16 protein-coding genes and 1 other RNA gene are annotated in these 15,486 nt (G+C 63.8%); 3 read left to right on the plus strand and 14 right to left on the minus strand.

What is annotated here, in order from left to right:
- Window positions 1-19: 19 nt before the first annotated feature.
- The 12 genes from O7B34_RS02790 to ffs all read right to left on the minus strand — a co-directional run bounded on the left by O7B34_RS02790 (window position 20) and on the right by ffs (window position 11,941).
- Entirely contained in the window at window positions 20-781 is a 762-nt protein-coding gene (locus tag O7B34_RS02790; protein WP_337144771.1) for an ABC transporter ATP-binding protein, read from the minus strand.
- The gene (locus O7B34_RS02795) at window positions 778-1,623 is read right to left on the minus strand and encodes an ABC transporter ATP-binding protein (RefSeq protein WP_140507699.1); all 846 of its coding nucleotides are present in this window, start codon (window positions 1,621-1,623) and stop codon (window positions 778-780) included. Before O7B34_RS02795 ends, O7B34_RS02790 begins: the two co-directional genes overlap by 4 nt.
- Entirely contained in the window at window positions 1,620-2,546 is a 927-nt protein-coding gene (gene nikC, locus O7B34_RS02800) for a nickel transporter permease (protein WP_337144772.1), read from the minus strand. The genes O7B34_RS02795 and nikC overlap by 4 nt, the downstream gene beginning before the upstream one ends.
- Before the next feature lie 190 nt (window positions 2,547-2,736).
- Window positions 2,737-3,798 carry an ABC transporter permease gene (locus O7B34_RS02805; RefSeq protein ID WP_337144773.1) on the minus strand — a complete coding sequence of 354 codons (1,062 nt, stop codon included), beginning with the start codon at window positions 3,796-3,798 and terminating at the stop codon, window positions 2,737-2,739.
- A gap of 18 nt (window positions 3,799-3,816) precedes the next feature.
- The gene (locus O7B34_RS02810) at window positions 3,817-5,460 is read right to left on the minus strand and encodes an ABC transporter substrate-binding protein (protein WP_337144774.1); all 1,644 of its coding nucleotides are present in this window, start codon (window positions 5,458-5,460) and stop codon (window positions 3,817-3,819) included.
- Window positions 5,461-5,722: 262 nt separating this feature from the next.
- Window positions 5,723-7,000, minus strand: coding sequence for a lytic murein transglycosylase (locus O7B34_RS02815; RefSeq protein WP_337144775.1), 1,278 nt, complete (start codon window positions 6,998-7,000; stop codon window positions 5,723-5,725).
- A 191-nt stretch (window positions 7,001-7,191) separates the two neighbouring features.
- Window positions 7,192-7,797 carry a recombination mediator RecR gene (gene recR, locus O7B34_RS02820; RefSeq protein WP_337144776.1) on the minus strand — a complete coding sequence of 202 codons (606 nt, stop codon included), beginning with the start codon at window positions 7,795-7,797 and terminating at the stop codon, window positions 7,192-7,194.
- 77 nt (window positions 7,798-7,874) lie between these two features.
- Window positions 7,875-8,882, minus strand: a complete 1,008-nt coding sequence (locus O7B34_RS02825; protein ID WP_337144777.1) for a cell wall hydrolase — start codon at window positions 8,880-8,882, stop codon at window positions 7,875-7,877.
- Between the two features lie 252 nt (window positions 8,883-9,134).
- Entirely contained in the window at window positions 9,135-9,542 is a 408-nt protein-coding gene (locus tag O7B34_RS02830; protein WP_337144778.1) for a hypothetical protein, read from the minus strand.
- A 15-nt stretch (window positions 9,543-9,557) separates the two neighbouring features.
- A complete protein-coding gene (locus tag O7B34_RS02835; protein WP_337144779.1) occupies window positions 9,558-9,881 on the minus strand; it encodes a YbaB/EbfC family nucleoid-associated protein in 324 nt (107 codons plus the stop codon).
- A 31-nt stretch (window positions 9,882-9,912) separates the two neighbouring features.
- Window positions 9,913-11,742, minus strand: a complete 1,830-nt coding sequence (locus O7B34_RS02840; RefSeq protein WP_337144780.1) for a DNA polymerase III subunit gamma/tau — start codon at window positions 11,740-11,742, stop codon at window positions 9,913-9,915.
- A 102-nt stretch (window positions 11,743-11,844) separates the two neighbouring features.
- Window positions 11,845-11,941: signal recognition particle sRNA small type (gene ffs / locus O7B34_RS02845), an RNA gene on the minus strand.
- Between the two features lie 144 nt (window positions 11,942-12,085).
- Here ffs and O7B34_RS02850 point away from each other — a divergent pair.
- The 3 genes from O7B34_RS02850 to O7B34_RS02860 are packed head-to-tail and all read left to right on the plus strand — an operon-like array spanning window position 12,086 to window position 13,829.
- Window positions 12,086-12,505, plus strand: a complete 420-nt coding sequence (locus O7B34_RS02850; RefSeq protein ID WP_337144781.1) for an HIT family protein — start codon at window positions 12,086-12,088, stop codon at window positions 12,503-12,505.
- 52 nt (window positions 12,506-12,557) lie between these two features.
- A complete protein-coding gene (gene nudC, locus O7B34_RS02855) occupies window positions 12,558-13,502 on the plus strand; it encodes an NAD(+) diphosphatase (protein WP_337144782.1) in 945 nt (314 codons plus the stop codon).
- Between the two features lie 27 nt (window positions 13,503-13,529).
- Window positions 13,530-13,829, plus strand: coding sequence for a Dabb family protein (locus tag O7B34_RS02860; RefSeq protein ID WP_027142075.1), 300 nt, complete (start codon window positions 13,530-13,532; stop codon window positions 13,827-13,829).
- A 1-nt stretch (window position 13,830) separates the two neighbouring features.
- On the opposite strand, the gene O7B34_RS02865 is transcribed toward O7B34_RS02860, so the two are convergent.
- Window positions 13,831-14,694, minus strand: a complete 864-nt coding sequence (locus O7B34_RS02865; RefSeq protein WP_337144783.1) for a prephenate dehydratase — start codon at window positions 14,692-14,694, stop codon at window positions 13,831-13,833.
- Window positions 14,695-14,703: 9 nt separating this feature from the next.
- On the minus strand, window positions 14,704-15,432 hold the full coding sequence (locus O7B34_RS02870; protein ID WP_337144784.1) for a 3-deoxy-manno-octulosonate cytidylyltransferase: 729 nt from the start codon (window positions 15,430-15,432) through the stop codon (window positions 14,704-14,706).
- Window positions 15,433-15,486: the final 54 nt, after the last annotated feature.

Genomic DNA, 15,486 nt, shown 5'->3' on the forward strand with positions numbered 1-15,486 from the left:
TTGCGTCGGACAACTATCGTCAAACTTGCTCGGAGGCGGTTCTCACAAACCCGTCGCTCGCCCTGAGCAGGTTGCGCGTATAATCCTTCGTCACGCGGCGCTCGACGAGGTCGTTCGCCACCAGATTCTCCACCGCCTCGCCGCCCTGCATCACCATCAGCCGCTCGCACATGTGGGTGATGATGGCGAGGTCGTGGCTGACCATCAGGAAGGTCAGCTTGCGCCGGCGACGGACTTCCTCCAGCAGGTTGAGCACTTCGGCCTGCACCGAGGCGTCGAGCGCCGAGGTCGGCTCGTCGAGCAGCAGGATCGAGGGCTCGAGGATGAGCGCGCGCGCGATCGCCACGCGCTGGCGCTGGCCGCCCGACAATTGGTGCGCGTAACGGAAGCGAAAACCGTTGCCGAGGCCGACCTCGTCGAGTGCGCGTTCAATCCGCCTTTCGCCATCGGCAAAGCCGTGGATGGCAAGCGGCTCCTGCAGCAGGCGGTCGACGGTCTGGCGCGGATGCAGCGAGCCATACGGATCCTGAAAAACCATCTGCACTTCGCGGTAAAAAGCCTTGTCGCGGCGCGTGCCGAGCGTCTTGCCGTTGACGGTGATGCTGCCCGATGCGACCGGCGCAAGGCCGGCTATGGCTCGCAGCAATGTCGATTTGCCTGAGCCGGATTCACCGACCAGGCCGAAGGATTCACCCGGCTGCACATCGAGGCTGACGCCCTTCAACGCGCGGAAGCGGTCGAAGAGCACCTCCAGCCTGTCGACGGCAATCGCGGAAGTCATGCCGCCCACTCCGGCTTGCGGTCGAGCACCGGCAGCGGGTGACGGTCGGCGCCGATCTTGGGCATGCAGTTGAGCAGGCCGCGCGTGTAGGGATGCTGCGCCTGGCTGAGTTCCGAAGCCTTGAGCTGCTCGACCACTTTGCCGGCATACATGACGATGACGCGGTCGCAGAAGGACGAGACCAGGCGCAGGTCGTGCGAGATGAAGATCAGCCCCATGCCGCGCTCTGCGACCAGCCTGTCGAGAATGCCGAGCACGTCGAGCTGCACCGTGACATCAAGCGCCGAGGTCGGCTCGTCGGCGATCATCATTTCCGGCCCGGCGATCAGCATCATGGCGATCATGGCGCGCTGGCCCATGCCGCCGGACACTTCGTGCGGATGCAGGTCGAAGACACGTTTGGGGTCGCGGATCTGCACCGCCTCCAGCATGGCCAGCGCGCGCTCGCGCGCCTCGGCCTTGCCGACCTTTTCATGGGTGCGCAAAGTCTCGACGATCTGGCGGCCGATGCTCATCACCGGGTCGAGCGAATATTTCGGATCCTGCAGGATCATGGCGATGCGGTTGCCGCGCAGCGCCCGGCGTTGGCGTGGCGAGACGCCGAGCAGGTCGATGCCGTCGAAGGTCAATTTGCTGGCCGATATCCGGGCCTGCGGCGGTGTCAGGCCCATGATGGCGCGGCCCGTCTGCGACTTGCCCGAGCCGGACTCCCCGACAATGCCGAGCCGCTCGCGGCCGAGCGAAAAGGAGACGCCGCGCACCGCCTCGATCATGCCGGTACGGGTCGGAAAGGTGACCCGCAGATCATCCACCTCAAGCAGTGTCCCCGTCTGGCCGCTCATTGGTCACCGCTCCGGGGGTCGAGTGCGTCGCGCAGGCCGTCGCCAAGCAGGTTGAAGCCGAGGCTGACGAAGAGGATGGCGAAGCCAGGCGCGCCGGCCACCCACCATTGGTCGAGGATGAAGCGGCGGCCCGAAGCGATCATCGTGCCCCATTCCGGCAGCGGCGGCTGCGCGCCAAGGCCGAGGAAGCCGAGGCCCGCGGCCGTCAGGATGATGCCGGCCATGTCGAGCGTCACGCGGACGATGAGCGAAGAGATGCAGAGCGGCATGATGTGGCGCAGCACGATGCGGAAAGGCGAGGCGCCCATCAGTTGCACTGCCTTGATGTAGTCCGAGTTGCGCACGGTCAGCGTTTCCGCACGCGCAATGCGCGCATAGGGCGGCCAGGAGGTGATGGCGATGGCGAGCACGGCGTTCTCGATGCCGGGGCCAAGGGCGGCGACGAAGGCCAGCGCCAGCACCAGCTTGGGGAAAGCGAGGAAGATGTCGGTGATGCGCATCAGGATGGCATCGGTCCAGCCGCCGGCATAGCCGGCGACGGTGCCGACCAGAAGACCGATGGGAGCCGCGATGATGGCGACCAGGATGACCACATAGAGGGTCCAACGCGAACCGTAGAGAATGCGCGAAAGGATGTCGCGGCCGAGGTCGTCGGTGCCGAACCAGTGTTGCGCACTCGGTGCCAGCAGCCGCGCGTTCTTCAGGTCACCGAAGGTCGGCGAATACGGCGCCAGCATACCGGCAAGTGCGGCGACGAGCAGCAGGGCGATGATGATCAGCAGACCGACAAAGGCCAGACGATTGGCGGAAAAGCGCCGCCACGCGACATAGGCGCGGCCGAGCCTTGCCTGCATGCGCGATGCCGGCCGCTCCGACAGCAACCATGCGCGACGGGAGAACGGGCGGGCGTCGGAGACGGTCATGACGATGCCCCTTGAAGCTGTAGACCCCTACTCCGGTCTGCTTCCCAGACCACCTCTCTCCCGTTCGACGGGGGAGAGGAAAGGAACCAAGCATGCGACCGCCTTTTCCTCTCCCCCGGGCAGGGGGAGAGGTGGCCCGAAGGGCCGGAGTGAGGGTGACTAGCCGCAGCCAAGCCCGAAATACCTCTACTCATCCTGTCTTGGTCCTCGGGTCGAGCACACGGTAGAGCAGGTCGGACAGAAGGTTGATTCCGATGAACACCGAGCCGATGACGATGGTACCGCCGAGCACCGCGTTCATGTCGGCGTTCTGCAGCGAGTTGGTGATGTAGAGGCCGATGCCCGGCCAGGAGAAGACGGTCTCGGTGAGTACCGAGCCCTCGAGCAGCCCGGCATAGGACAGCGCGATCACGGTCACCATCGGCACGGCGGCATTGCGCAACGCGTGGCCCCAGATGATGCGCGTTTCCGACAGGCCCTTGGCGCGCGCCGCGACGACATATTCCTGGGCGAGCTCATTGAGCATGAACGATCGCGTCATGCGGCTGATATAGGCGAGCGAGAAATAGCCGAGAAGCGAGGCCGGCAGGATGATGTGACGGAAGGCGTCGTAAAAGACGTCCCACTGTCCCTGCATCGCGGAATCGAGCAGGTAGAAACCGGTGATCGGCGTGAAAGTGTATTCGTAGACGATGTCGAGCCGTGCAGGGAAGGCCACCCACTGCAGCTTGGCGTAGAACAGCACCAAACCCAGCAGACCCAGCCAGAAGATGGGTACGGAATAGCCGATCAGGCCGATGACGCGCACGATCTGATCGATGAGACTGCCGCGTTTGACCGCGGCCAGCACCCCGAGCGGCACACCGAACAGCGCGCCGATCAGTGTCCCCAATGTCGCAAGTTCCGTCGTCGCGGGAAGAGCGCGGCGGATGTCGGTCATGACAGGATTTGTGGTCAGCACCGAGATACCGAAATCGCCGCTCAGCGCGTGTTTCACATAGATATAGAACTGCTCGATCAACGGCAGGTCGAGGCCCATCTCGCGGCGCGTGCGCTCCACGACATTGGCGGGTGCCCGGTCGCCCAGAACGGCGAGCACCGGGTCGATCGGGATGACGCGGCCAATGAAGAAGGTGACCGCGAGAAGACCAAGATAGGTCGTCACCGCAATGACCAGGAAACGGCCGAGCGATGATGCAAGGGCGACGGCGCGGGCGCTGCCGCGCCCGCCCTCGTTTTCAATCGCGCTCATGCGGCGTGTCAGCGAACACTATTCCTTGGAAACCGGCCCGACGAAGTTGGTGTCGAAGCTCGGACCGAGCGCGAAGCCCTTGAGGTTCTTGCGCAGACCCGCGACTTCCAGCTGCTGGTGGATGATGACGAAGGGGCTGGTGTCGAGAATCTTTTTCTCAAGATCCTTGTACATATCGGCGCGCTTGCCCGAATCCTTCTCCAGGAGTGCCGCTTCCGTTTCCTTGGTCAGATCCGGAATGTCCCAGCTATTGCGCCAGGCGAGCGTGTGGGACTTGCCTGCATCCGAATTGTCCGGGTTCGAGGCAAAGGTCTGCGCGTTGGAGTTCGGATCGAAATAGTCCTGGCCCCAATTGCCGATATAAATGTCGTGGTTGCGGGCGCGGTATTTGGTCAGCGTCTGCTTGCCGTCACCCGGAATGATCTCCAGCTTGATGCCAGCCTGGCCGAGCGTCTGCTGGATCGATTCCGCCATGCCGGTGGTCGGCTGGCCGGTGCGTACATCCATCGTGACGCTGAAGCCGTCGGGCAGGCCTGCCTTGGCCAGCAGTTCCTTGGCCTTGGCGACGTCGAGCTTGAACGGGTTTTCGTCCAGTTCGCCGAGCACGCCCTTGGGCAGGAAGGTCTGGTGGATTTCGCCGATGCCCTTGAGGATGGTCGAGCTCAAGGCATCATAGTCGACAAGGTATTTGAAGGCCTGACGGACCTCGGGTTTGGCGAGGTTCGGGTTCTTCTGGTTGAGGCTGATGTAGTAGACGGTGCCTTTCGGCGCGCTGGTGGTGGTGAGGTCGGCGTTCTTGGCGATGGCGTCGAGGTCGTTCGGCTCGAGGTTGCGGGCAACGTCGATGTCGCCGGCTTCAAGCGCAAGGCGCTGGGCCGAGCTTTCCTTCATGTTGCGGTAGATGACGCGGGCGAGCTTGGCCTTTTCGCCGTAATAATTGTCGTTGCGCTCCATGACGACCGCCTCGTTGGCACGCCATTCACGCAGCTTGTAGGCGCCCGAGCCGGCATAGCCTGTCTTCAGCCAGGCATTGCCGAAGTCATTATCCCATTTGTAGTCGGCGCTCGGCGTCACCGCCGCGACATGTTCCTTGACCAGCTTGGCGTCGACAACGGAGGCGACGGTGGCCGACAGGCAGTTCAGGACGAAACTTGGCGCGTAAGCCTTGTCGACGGTGAACTGGAAGGTCGTGTCGTCGACCGCCTTGGCCTTTTCGGTGACGTTGTCGCCGCTGATGCCGAACTGATCGATGATGAAGGCCGGGCTCTTGTCCAGCTTGACGGCACGCTCGAACGACCAGGCGACGTCGGCGGCGCTGATCGGGTTGCCGGAAGCGAATTTCAGGCCCGGCTTGAGCTTGAACATATAGGTCAGGCCATCGTCGGAGACGGTCCAGCTTTCGGCGAGATCGGGCTTGACCTTTGAGGTGTCGCTGAGGTCGAGGCGGACAAGAAGGTCATAGGTGTTGCCGGTGACTTCGGCGGTCGACAGCTCGAACGCCTCGCCCGGATCCATCGAGATGATGTCGTCGATGGCAAAACCTTCGACAAGCGTGTCGGCGGGGGTGACCGCGCCAGCCGGCGCGCCGGCCAGAAGCAGCGCCGACATGGCGGCGCCCGCAAGCAAGGTGCGGGATCGTAGAGCAAGCTTTTCCATCATCATGATGATTGTTCCCTGTTTTGTTGTTTGTTGACCTGAGTTCCCGGCTCAGGGTTACGGTGTTCTTTCAAGGCTCGACGAGAGCCTCTGAGCCACCAACGTCGTGGTTTTTGTCCAGTTGGTCAATACCTTATCCGGCGACACCCGGCCCGGCAACGAGGATTTGCGAGACGGCCTCAGTGGAGCAGAATGCACGGCGGCGTGTCGACGCATGCGCCGGCCAAATGACGCTGCGGATCGTGAAAAATCTGCTAAAATTTCGAAGCTATTTCAGCGCGGCGACCAGACCGGCATCAGGAAAACAGGTGGCCGCCTGACCATTCTTTTCCTGCCATCTGCCGATCGAGCGGCGGGTCTTGAAGCCGGGCAGGCCGTCGGCGCTGCCAACATCATAGCCCTTGGCTTCCAGGGTCCTCTGCAAGGCGGCGATGTCGGAGCGGTGGAGATCGCCGACCGGACCCCAGCCACCGGAAAAATTCTGATCGCCATGGGCAATGCGGTCGGCGCCGTGGCCGATGAACAGCGCATAGAGGTCGCTGGTGTTGTATTCCTTCAGCACGTAAAAATTGGGGGTGGCGATGAAGGCCGGGCCGCTGCGGCCGGCCGGCATCAGCAGGAAGCCTTCCGTCCTCAGCTCGCTCGCCGGGAACGCTTTGCCGCCGACGCGCTTGATGCCCATGGCGGCCCATTGCGAAATCTTTTTGCCCTGGTCCGGGCCTTCCAGCGAACAGGAGACGCTCTGAGGTACGGTCACCTCGAAACCCCAACCGCGTCCCCTCACCCAGCCATAATGGACAAGGTAATTTGCGATCGAGGCCAGCACGTCAGGCGTCGAATTCCAGATGTCGACGCGGCCGTCGCCGTCGAAATCGACGGCATGTTTCAGGAAAGAGGTCGGCATGAATTGCGGCTGGCCGAGCGCACCGGCCCACGACGATTTCATCGCGCCGACCGGGGCCAGCCCGCGTTCGACGATTTCCAGCGCCGCCAGCAGCTCGGTGCGGAAGAAATCCTTTTTCATCGACATGAACGCCTTGGTGCCCAGCACCTCGAAGGCGTCGTAGGGCATCTTCGCCGCACCGAATCCAGTCTCGCGGCCCCAGATCGCCAGAAGGATTTCACCCGGCACGCCGTAACGCTTTTCGACCGCGGCAAGCGTGCGGGCATTGGCGGCTTCGCGGGTGCGTCCACCCGATGTCACCGCACGAACCGTCTTCTCGGCAAAATAGGCACCGGGCGAACCGAACTCGGCCTGGTGCTGTTTTTGCGGCGTCTTCGGCTTCTCGCCCGGCAAGACAAGGTCGGGAAGATCGAGATTGGGCTTGATGCCGTTGAACGCGGCGTCGAACGTGCTTTTGGAAATGCCTTTCGCCTTGGCGTCGGGCCAGAGGTCGGATTGGAGCCATGCGCGGAACTGGTCGCCGATGTTGGCGGCGGATGCGGGGATGGTGAGGAAGACGGCGAGGAGTACGGCCAGAAAGGAAAGCAAAGCCAAACTGAGAGGTTGGCGTTCCTTCACACCCCCCTCTGTCCTGCCGGACATCTCCCCCGCAAGGGGGGAGATCGGCAGTTTTGGCCTTGCAGCCAATCCTACAACGCTGGCGATTTGCGAAAGCAGAGATGACAGCCAATCTCCCCCCTTGCGGGGGAGATGTCCGGCAGGACAGAGGGGGGTGTTTCGCACCAGCTTTGGCGGAGAGGTAATCATCGTGCGCATCCCCTCCGCGGATCTGGTCAAAACGCCGTCCGCGAGCGCAGCGCGGCGGCCAGCGTGCCTTCGTCGAGATAGTCGAGTTCACCGCCGACCGGCACGCCGTGCGCCAGACGCGTTATCTTGACCTCGAAGCCGGAGAGCTGATCGGTGAGATAGTGCGCGGTGGTCTGGCCCTCGACCGTCGCGTTGACGGCGAGGATGACCTCCTTGACCTCGCCGCCGGCTATGCGGTCGACCAACGAGCGGATGTTGAGCTGATCGGGGCCGATGCCGTCGAGCGGCGACAGCGTGCCGCCGAGCACATGGTAGCGAACATTCATCGCCGCCGCCCGCTCCAGCGCCCAGAGATCCGAGACGTCCTCGACGACGATCAGGGTGGCGGCATCGCGGCGAGGGTCGGTGCAGATCGTGCAGGGGTCCGAGGTGTCGACATTGCCGCAGGTCGAGCAGATGCGCACCTTGTCGGCGGCCTCGCCCATGGCGGCGGCGAGCGGCGACAGCAATTGTTCCTTCTTCTTGATCAGGTGCAGCGCCGCGCGCCTGGCCGAACGGGGGCCAAGCCCCGGCACTTTGGCCAGAAGCTGGATCAGGCGTTCGATCTCGGGACCGGCGATTCGCTTGGACATCGCACTGATCTAGGATTTTTCAGAGCGGTTTGAAACATCCCTGTCGACGCACGGTCCGCCATGCTGCCATGCGAGAATCAGTTGGTTTCGAGCGGGCGACCCTGGCTGACGATCATCGCGCCTATGGCGTCGGTGTTCTCAGGCGTCGACTGGAATCCCATCGATGCTTCCTGCGGAGCGTCCTGGACCGAGGAGATGACCCTTTTGTTCGAGGTTCCGCTGTTCAAGGTTCCGCCAAAACGGGCGGCATCAGGCTCTTCCATCGGCTCCTGCATCGCAATTTCGATCGGCTTCGCCTGGACTCGCGCGGACTTTGCCGACGGCGCCGCGGATGCGGTCAGATAGGTCTGCTGCGCGGGGGCAGTGCGGGCGGGCGACGGCTTGGCCGCCGGTTCCGCCGCTGCGGTCATGTAGACCTGTTCTGCCGGAGCATTGCGGGCGGTCGCCTTGGCCGGGCGCGCCATCTCGAGGGACGCGACACGCGTCGCGGGTACTCCCGGCAACGCGGCTGGCCGCTCGGCCGACGCGACCATCGGCTCATCCGGCAGCGGCTGCCAGTTGCGGCCGCGCTTTTCGTAGAAGGCATTGCCGCCGGCAACCATGGTGTAGTGCATGTTCTTGTAGGGGAAGCGCAGGCCGGCGGTGTGGAAATACATCGTGTTCTTGAGCTTGGCCTTGCGCTCGCCCTTGAGCACGGCGTCGGCGGCCTCCTCGACATCGGGCATTGCACGCGAGTTCATCGGCCTGGTCATGACGCCCGGCGCGAACTGCCCGGGCTCGCCGACCACCTGGCAGATGGTGCTGCCATGATTGCCCGAGCGCAGCCGGTTCATAACCACCGTGCCGACGGCGACCATGCCGTCGCGGCTCGACCGGTTGGATTCGAAGAACATCGCCCGTTCCAGGCATTCCCTGTCCTTGGGCGTATGGCTGTAGGCGCGCGAACTCAGGAAGCTCGGCGTGATGGCGTCGGTCAGGCTGGCGACCGACATGCCGTGCGAGGTGGTCTGGCTGCAAGCGGCCAAGAAAAGGGGAGACGTGACGACGCCGAGCAACAGCGGCGTCTTCCATCGCGTGGCTATCAACAGGTAACCCTCTCACTTCAATGCCCGCCCCCAGGCTGCGGCAAGAATGAGACACTTTCGGGCAAAATGATGGCCAAAACGTTATTAACGGCGGACTGTTGCCGAATTGACACAAATCGAGGCTTTCCAGATGGATCGGGCCGTCGTTTCACACGGACGATGACCGCCTTTTCTTCGTTTTGCCGCAATTCCGCTGGGGTAAACGCCATGCGCTTTTGCCGGGAAGAGCGCGCCACGGCTTCCCAGAATAGTCTACCGCCCGGCGGCGATTGCTGCGGGCCAACCGGGTTCAATCTCTTCGACCGTGTCTGAAAACAGGCCCCGCCTGAGAAACAGCGTCCGCGCCTCCCTGGCCGTCGGCGCGATCTTGCCCGGCCAGTCGCTGTCGATGAACTCGGCCTTGGTGAAATCAGGATTTGTCTCGGAGGCCGCCTCCAGGAACTCGGCGATTTCCAGCACGATGGCGCGTTCATCCTTCGAAAGCGCCGACGTGCCGGCCTCGATCGACGGGCGGTGCACGAAATCCTCGAAGAGATTGAAGTAGCCCTTGATGCCGACGAGATCGACACCCGCATCGCAATCGGCGAGGATTTCCAGAATCTCATAGATCCTGTTGCGGATACGCTGCTCGATCAGTCTTTCGGATGGCTCGCCGATCACGGGCGCACCGAACGCCTAGAAGGGCAGTTTCATTCCCGGCGGAATAGGCAGGCCAGCGGTCAACGCCTTGGTCTTTTCCTGCATGATCTGCTCGACCTTGGCCTTGGCGTCATTGTGCGCAGCAAGGATCAAATCCTCGAGGATTTCGACCTCGTCCTCCTTGAACAAAGACGGGTCGATCTTCAGCGACTTGATGTCGAACTTTCCGCTCAACGTGATGCTGACCAGACCTCCGCCGGCCTGGCCGACGGCTTCGACCGTGGCGATCTCATCCTGCATGGCCTGGAACTTGGCCTGCATTTCCTTCGCCTTGCCCATCAGGCCGAGAAGATCTTTCATGGTCCGATCCTTTGCGGATTAGTGCTGGATATCAGGGTTCGTCGTCATCGGCCGGCGGCTCGACCGGCATTTCGGCGTCGGTCGCGTCGGCGTCCGGGGTATCGGGAATTCGCACATCGATGATCTTGGCGCCGGGAAAGCGGGCCAGGATGGCGGCCACGGTCGGGTCGTTCCTGGCGTCGAGGAAGGCGTTTTCGCGCTTGGTCGATTCCATTTCGGCCAGCGTCTGGCCGCCGTCTTCCTTCGACAGCGACACCAGCCAACTGCGGCCGGTCCAGGCGCGCAGTTTCGTCGTCAGCTCGTTGAGCAGCATCTTGGGCGCGTCATCGGTCAGGCTGACGTCGATGCGGCCGGGTTCGATGTGCACCAGACGGATGCAGCGCTTGACCAGCACCTTGAAGGCGATGTCGCGCTGCGCGTCGGCGAGGGCAACGATGTCGGCCAGCGATTTCAGCGGTACGGCTTGCGTCTCCGGCGCAGGTTGCGGGGGCGCTACGAAGGCGGCCGGAGCGGGCGTGGCCTCGACCAGCCGCATGGTCTGCGCGCCGCCCGATCCGCCAGGCATGCGCGCCTGCGCCACGGCGCTGGCGCCATTGCCGCCTGCACCGCCATTGCCGGGGTTCACGGGCGCGCCGTTCGGGCGCGGCGCCGCGCCAGTCGTCGAAGCACCACTCTCCAGCGATCTCAGCGCCTCGTCCAATGTCGGCAGGTCGGCGGCGTGCGCCAGCCGGATCAACACCATTTCGGCGGCACTGACCGGCCGGTTGGAGGACTGCACCTCGGGAATGCCCTTGAGCAGCATCTGCCAGGTCCGTGACAGCACGCGGACCGACAGCGCCCTGGCGAAATCGGCGCCGCGCTGGCGCTCGTCCTGCGACAGCGAGGCATCGTCCATGGCGGTCGGCACGAAGCGCAAACGGGTGACGAGGTGGTTGAACTCGGCCAGATCGGTGAGCACGGCGGCCGGATCGGCACCGGTGTCGTATTGCGCGCGGAATTCGCCGAGTGCTGCCGCCACATCGCCCTTCATCACATATTCGAACAGATCGACGATGCGGGCACGGTCGGCGAGCCCCAGCATGGCGCGCACGGCCTCGGCGCTGACGGAGCCGGCGCCATGGGCGATCGCCTGGTCGAGAATGGAGAGCGAATCGCGGGCGGAACCTTCCGCGGCGCGCGCGATCATGGCCAGCGCGTCATCGTCGACTGAAATGCCTTCCTTGCCGGCGATCGAGGAGAGATGCGCGACCAGCGCGCCGGCGTCGATGCGCCGCAGGTCGAAACGCTGGCAGCGCGACAGGACGGTGATCGGAACCTTGCGGATCTCGGTGGTGGCGAAGATGAACTTGACGTGCGGCGGTGGTTCTTCCAGCGTCTTCAGCAGGCCGTTGAAGGCCTGCGTGGACAGCATGTGCACTTCATCGATGATGTAGACCTTGTAGCGGGCCGAGACGGGCGCATAGCGCACGCGCTCGATGATGTCCCTGATGTCGTCGATACCGGTGTGCGAGGCGGCGTCCATCTCGATGACGTCGACATGGCGGCCTTCCATGATCGCCTGGCAATGCTCGCCAAGCACGGCGAGGTCGACCGAGGGCTGGTCAACGGTGGCGGTTTTATAATTCAGGGCTCGCGCCAGTATGCGCGCCGTCGTGGTCTTGCCGACGCCACGCACGCCGGTCAGCATCCAGGCCTGGGCAATGCGGCCAGTGGCAAACGCGTTGGTGAGGGTGCGCACCATCGGCTCCTGGCCGACGAGCTCGGAGAAATTCGACGGACGGTATTTGCGCGCCAGCACGCGATAGGCAGCGGCCTTGCCCGTCGCCAGACTATCGGGCCCCGAATTTCCGGCTTCGCTCATTCGCCCGTTAAGCTCCAAAAGGCCGCCCAAGGGCGCCGATTCCTGCGCATAGTCTCGCCCGCGCTGCAATGCGTCGTCAATGTCGCGAGGAGGGCCGATGAGGTGGGAGGCTGGAACAATGACCCGTTCCGGGCTCGTTAGGGCTGCTTCCTTCCGGACCTGACCCGGTTGGCGAGTGGATCGTCCACCACCAACCTCCCGCTGTCCATATCGGCAATTGCGCGACGAAATGCAAGTGCGCAGGCAAATCGGCACCGCCAACCACGAGATTCGCTTGCAGCCCCGAAGCAGCCGCTTTAGCGTTCAAGGTTTGAGGAAGCCAAGAAAAGCAAGGGAAACGCCAATGCTGCCGGGCCTGAAGGCCGGATTCACGCTGGATGCCCGGCTGGAGGCTGACAGCGAGCAGTTGATGTGGCTTGGGCTGTGCGAATTGCGGGTGATGAACGACCGCCGCTGGCCATGGCTGCTCCTCGTGCCGCAGCGGCCGGGCGCGGAGGAGATCCACGACATGACGCCGCTCGACCAGGCGATGCTGACCTTCGAGACCAACATGGTGGCGCAGGCGCTGAAGAAGGTGAGCGGCTGCACCAAGATCAACACCGGCGCGCTCGGCAACATCGTGCGCCAACTGCATGTCCACATCATCGCACGGTCCGAGGGCGACCCCGGCTGGCCCGGCCCCGTGTGGGGACATGGCCTGCGCGTGCCCTATGAGCCTTCCGACCTGCGCCGGTTTGCCGAAACGATAAGGGCGGCGCTATAAGCCTTCCCCGTGTCCATCCCAAGCATGTCCATCCCAAAGCACCAGAGTCCCTATGAGCTTCCGCCTGTTTGACGCGCCCCTGCGCGAGCCGAGCCAGTTCGTCGGCTTTGCCGGCAACACGATCGACCGGCAATCCGAGAACCGCGCAGACGATTCGGTCGACAAAGCGCTGGCCGATCCGACGACACGGCTGCTTTTGATGAATGGCGGCCGGCTCCACCTGAAACTGGCGGATGGCGGTTTCGACCCTTGGTACCGCGTCGCCGAGAGCGAGCCCTTCAGCCCTTGCTTCACCCAGGGCGTCCTGCTCGGGTTTTCCGAACAGGGGCCGGTGCTGGCGGTCCTGGCCGGCATCGATGCCGAACAGTTGCCTGAAACCGTCAAGGCGATCGATTACCGCTCGGTCTATATGCAAGGGCTGATCGACGAGGCCGCCGCCGGCGCGATGGCGCAAGGGGCGGCCCTGCTCGCCTGGCACGCCAGCCACCGCTTCTGCAGCAAATGCGGCACCGAATCGCAGATGCGGGCGGGTGGCTACAAACGCCATTGCCCCAATTGCGGCACCGAGCATTTTCCGCGCACCGACCCGGTGGCGATCATGCTGACGGCGACGCGGGAGAAGTGCCTGCTCGGGCGCGGCCGGCATTTTGGGCCGGGCATGTATTCGGCGCTTGCCGGCTTCATCGAGCCGGGCGAGACGATCGAGGCGGCGGTGCGCCGCGAAACGCTGGAGGAGGCCGGAATACGGCTCGGCCGCGTCGTCTACCACGCCAGCCAACCCTGGCCGTTTCCCTATTCGCTGATGATCGGCTGCTTCGGCGAGCCGCTCAACGAAGACATCCAGGCCGATCTCAACGAGTTGGAGGACTGCCGCTGGTTTTTGCGCGACGAGGTGCGCCTGATGCTGGATCGTGCGCACCCCCACGCCCTGGTGACGCCGCCGAAAGGCGCCATCGCGCATCACCTCATCCGCGCCTGGGTCGACAGCGAATTGTGAATATCGAAGTCATTGCAGGAGAGACAGATGATCCGTCACACAGTCGTCTTCACGCTGAAGCACCCGCCGCATTCGCTGGAGGAAAAGCGATTTCTCGTCGATGCAAGGAAAATCCTCTCGGCGATCCGGGGCGTCACGCATTTCGAGCAATTGCGGCAGGTCAGCCCCAAGAACGATTATCGGTTCGGCTTCTCGATGGAGTTCGCCGACCAGGCCGCCTACACCAGGTACAACGACCATCCCGATCATGTCGCCTTCGTGCGCGACCGCTGGGTACCGGAGGTCGAGACCTTCATGGAAATCGACTACGTGCCGCTGGGCTGGTAGCTCAATCCGCCACCTTCCACTGCTCGCGCGACTCACTGGCCGGATAGACGCCGAGGATCCGCACTTCGCGCGAGAAGAAGCGAAGCTCGTCCAGCGCCAGCTTGACCAGCGGATCGTCGGGGTGGCCCTCGATGTCGGCGTAGAACAGCGTCGCCGTGAAGGCGCCGAGCTGATAGCTCTCCAGCTTGGTCATGTTGATGCCGTTGGTGGCGAAGCCGCCCATGGCCTTGTAGAGCGCGGCCGGCACGTTGCGGACGCGGAAGATGAAGGTCGTCATCATCTTGACGTCGGGTGCCGGGCGCTCGGCCCATTGCTTGCTCTTGGTCAGGACCACGAAGCGGGTGACGTTGCTGTCGGTGTCCTCGACATTCTCCTCGATGATGTCGAGCCCGTAGAGCGTCGCGGCCAGCGCCGGGGCCAGCGCGGCCATGGTGCGGTCCTTGACCTCGGAGACCATCTTGGCGGCGCCCGCCGTGTCCCCCGCGACTACTCCCTTCCAGCCATTCTTGCGAATGTATTTGCGGCACTGGCCGAGGGCGTGGATGTGGGTGTGCACGGTCTTGATCTCGTCGCGCCTGACGCCGGGCAGCACCATCAGCTGGAAATGGATCGGCAGGAAATATTCGCCGACAATGTGCATCCTCGATTCGGGCAGAAGATGGTGGATGTCGGCGACGCGTCCGGCGATGGTGTTTTCGATCGGGATCATGGCGAGATCGGCCTTGCCGGTCTCGACGGCATTGAACGCGTCCTCGAAGGTCGGGCACGGCAACGGCTCCATCGAGGGATAGACGTTGCGGCAGGCGGTGTCGGAATTGGCGCCCGGCTCGCCCTGGAAGGATATTCTGTTGGTCTTTTCAGGCATGCTGATATCTCAGTTTGAAAGAATTTCCCTGGCGCGTTCCAGGTCATGCGGCGTGTCGACGCCAAGCGGCAGCGACTGGACGATCTCGGCGTCGATGCGCATGCCGGCTTCCAGTGCCCGCAGCTGCTCCAGCCGCTCGCGGCGCTCCAGCGGCGACGGCTTCAGCGCGACGAAACGCTCGAGCGCGGCGCGGCGATAGGCGTAGAGACCGATGTGGTGATAAAGCGGCCCCTCGCCCCACGGTGCCGTGGCGCGGGTGAAATAGAGCGCCCGCAACCGCGTGCCGGAGAGCGACGAGCCGACGATCTTGACGACGTTGGAATTGGTCTTTTCCTCCTCGCGGACGATCTCGACGCCGAGCGTGGCGATATCGACCGTGGCGTCCTCGAACGGCCTGAGCGAGGCGGCGATGATGGCGGGGTCGATGGTCGGCAGGTCGCCCTGCACATTGACGATCGTTTCGACCTTGCCCAGGGGATCAAGAGCAACCAACGCCTCGTGGATACGATCCGAGCCGGACTCATGATCCATGCGCGTCATCACCGCCTCGAAACCATGCGCGCGCACCGCCTCGGCCACGCTCTGCGTGTCGGTCGCCACCACCACCCGGCCGAGGCCGGCCTCGGCCGCGCGGCGGGCGACATGCACGATCATCGGCGCGCCTGATATATCGGCCAGCGGCTTGCCCGGCAGGCGGGTCGAGGCCATGCGGGCCGGTATCAGGATCAAGGTGGACATCGGTCTGGCAGGCGTCCGAAACGAGGAGGGGAAAAGTGGCAAAAGGTCTCACTG

The organism is Mesorhizobium sp. Cs1299R1N3 (assembly GCF_037179625.1).
GTDB lineage: Bacteria > Pseudomonadota > Alphaproteobacteria > Rhizobiales > Rhizobiaceae > Mesorhizobium > Mesorhizobium salmacidum.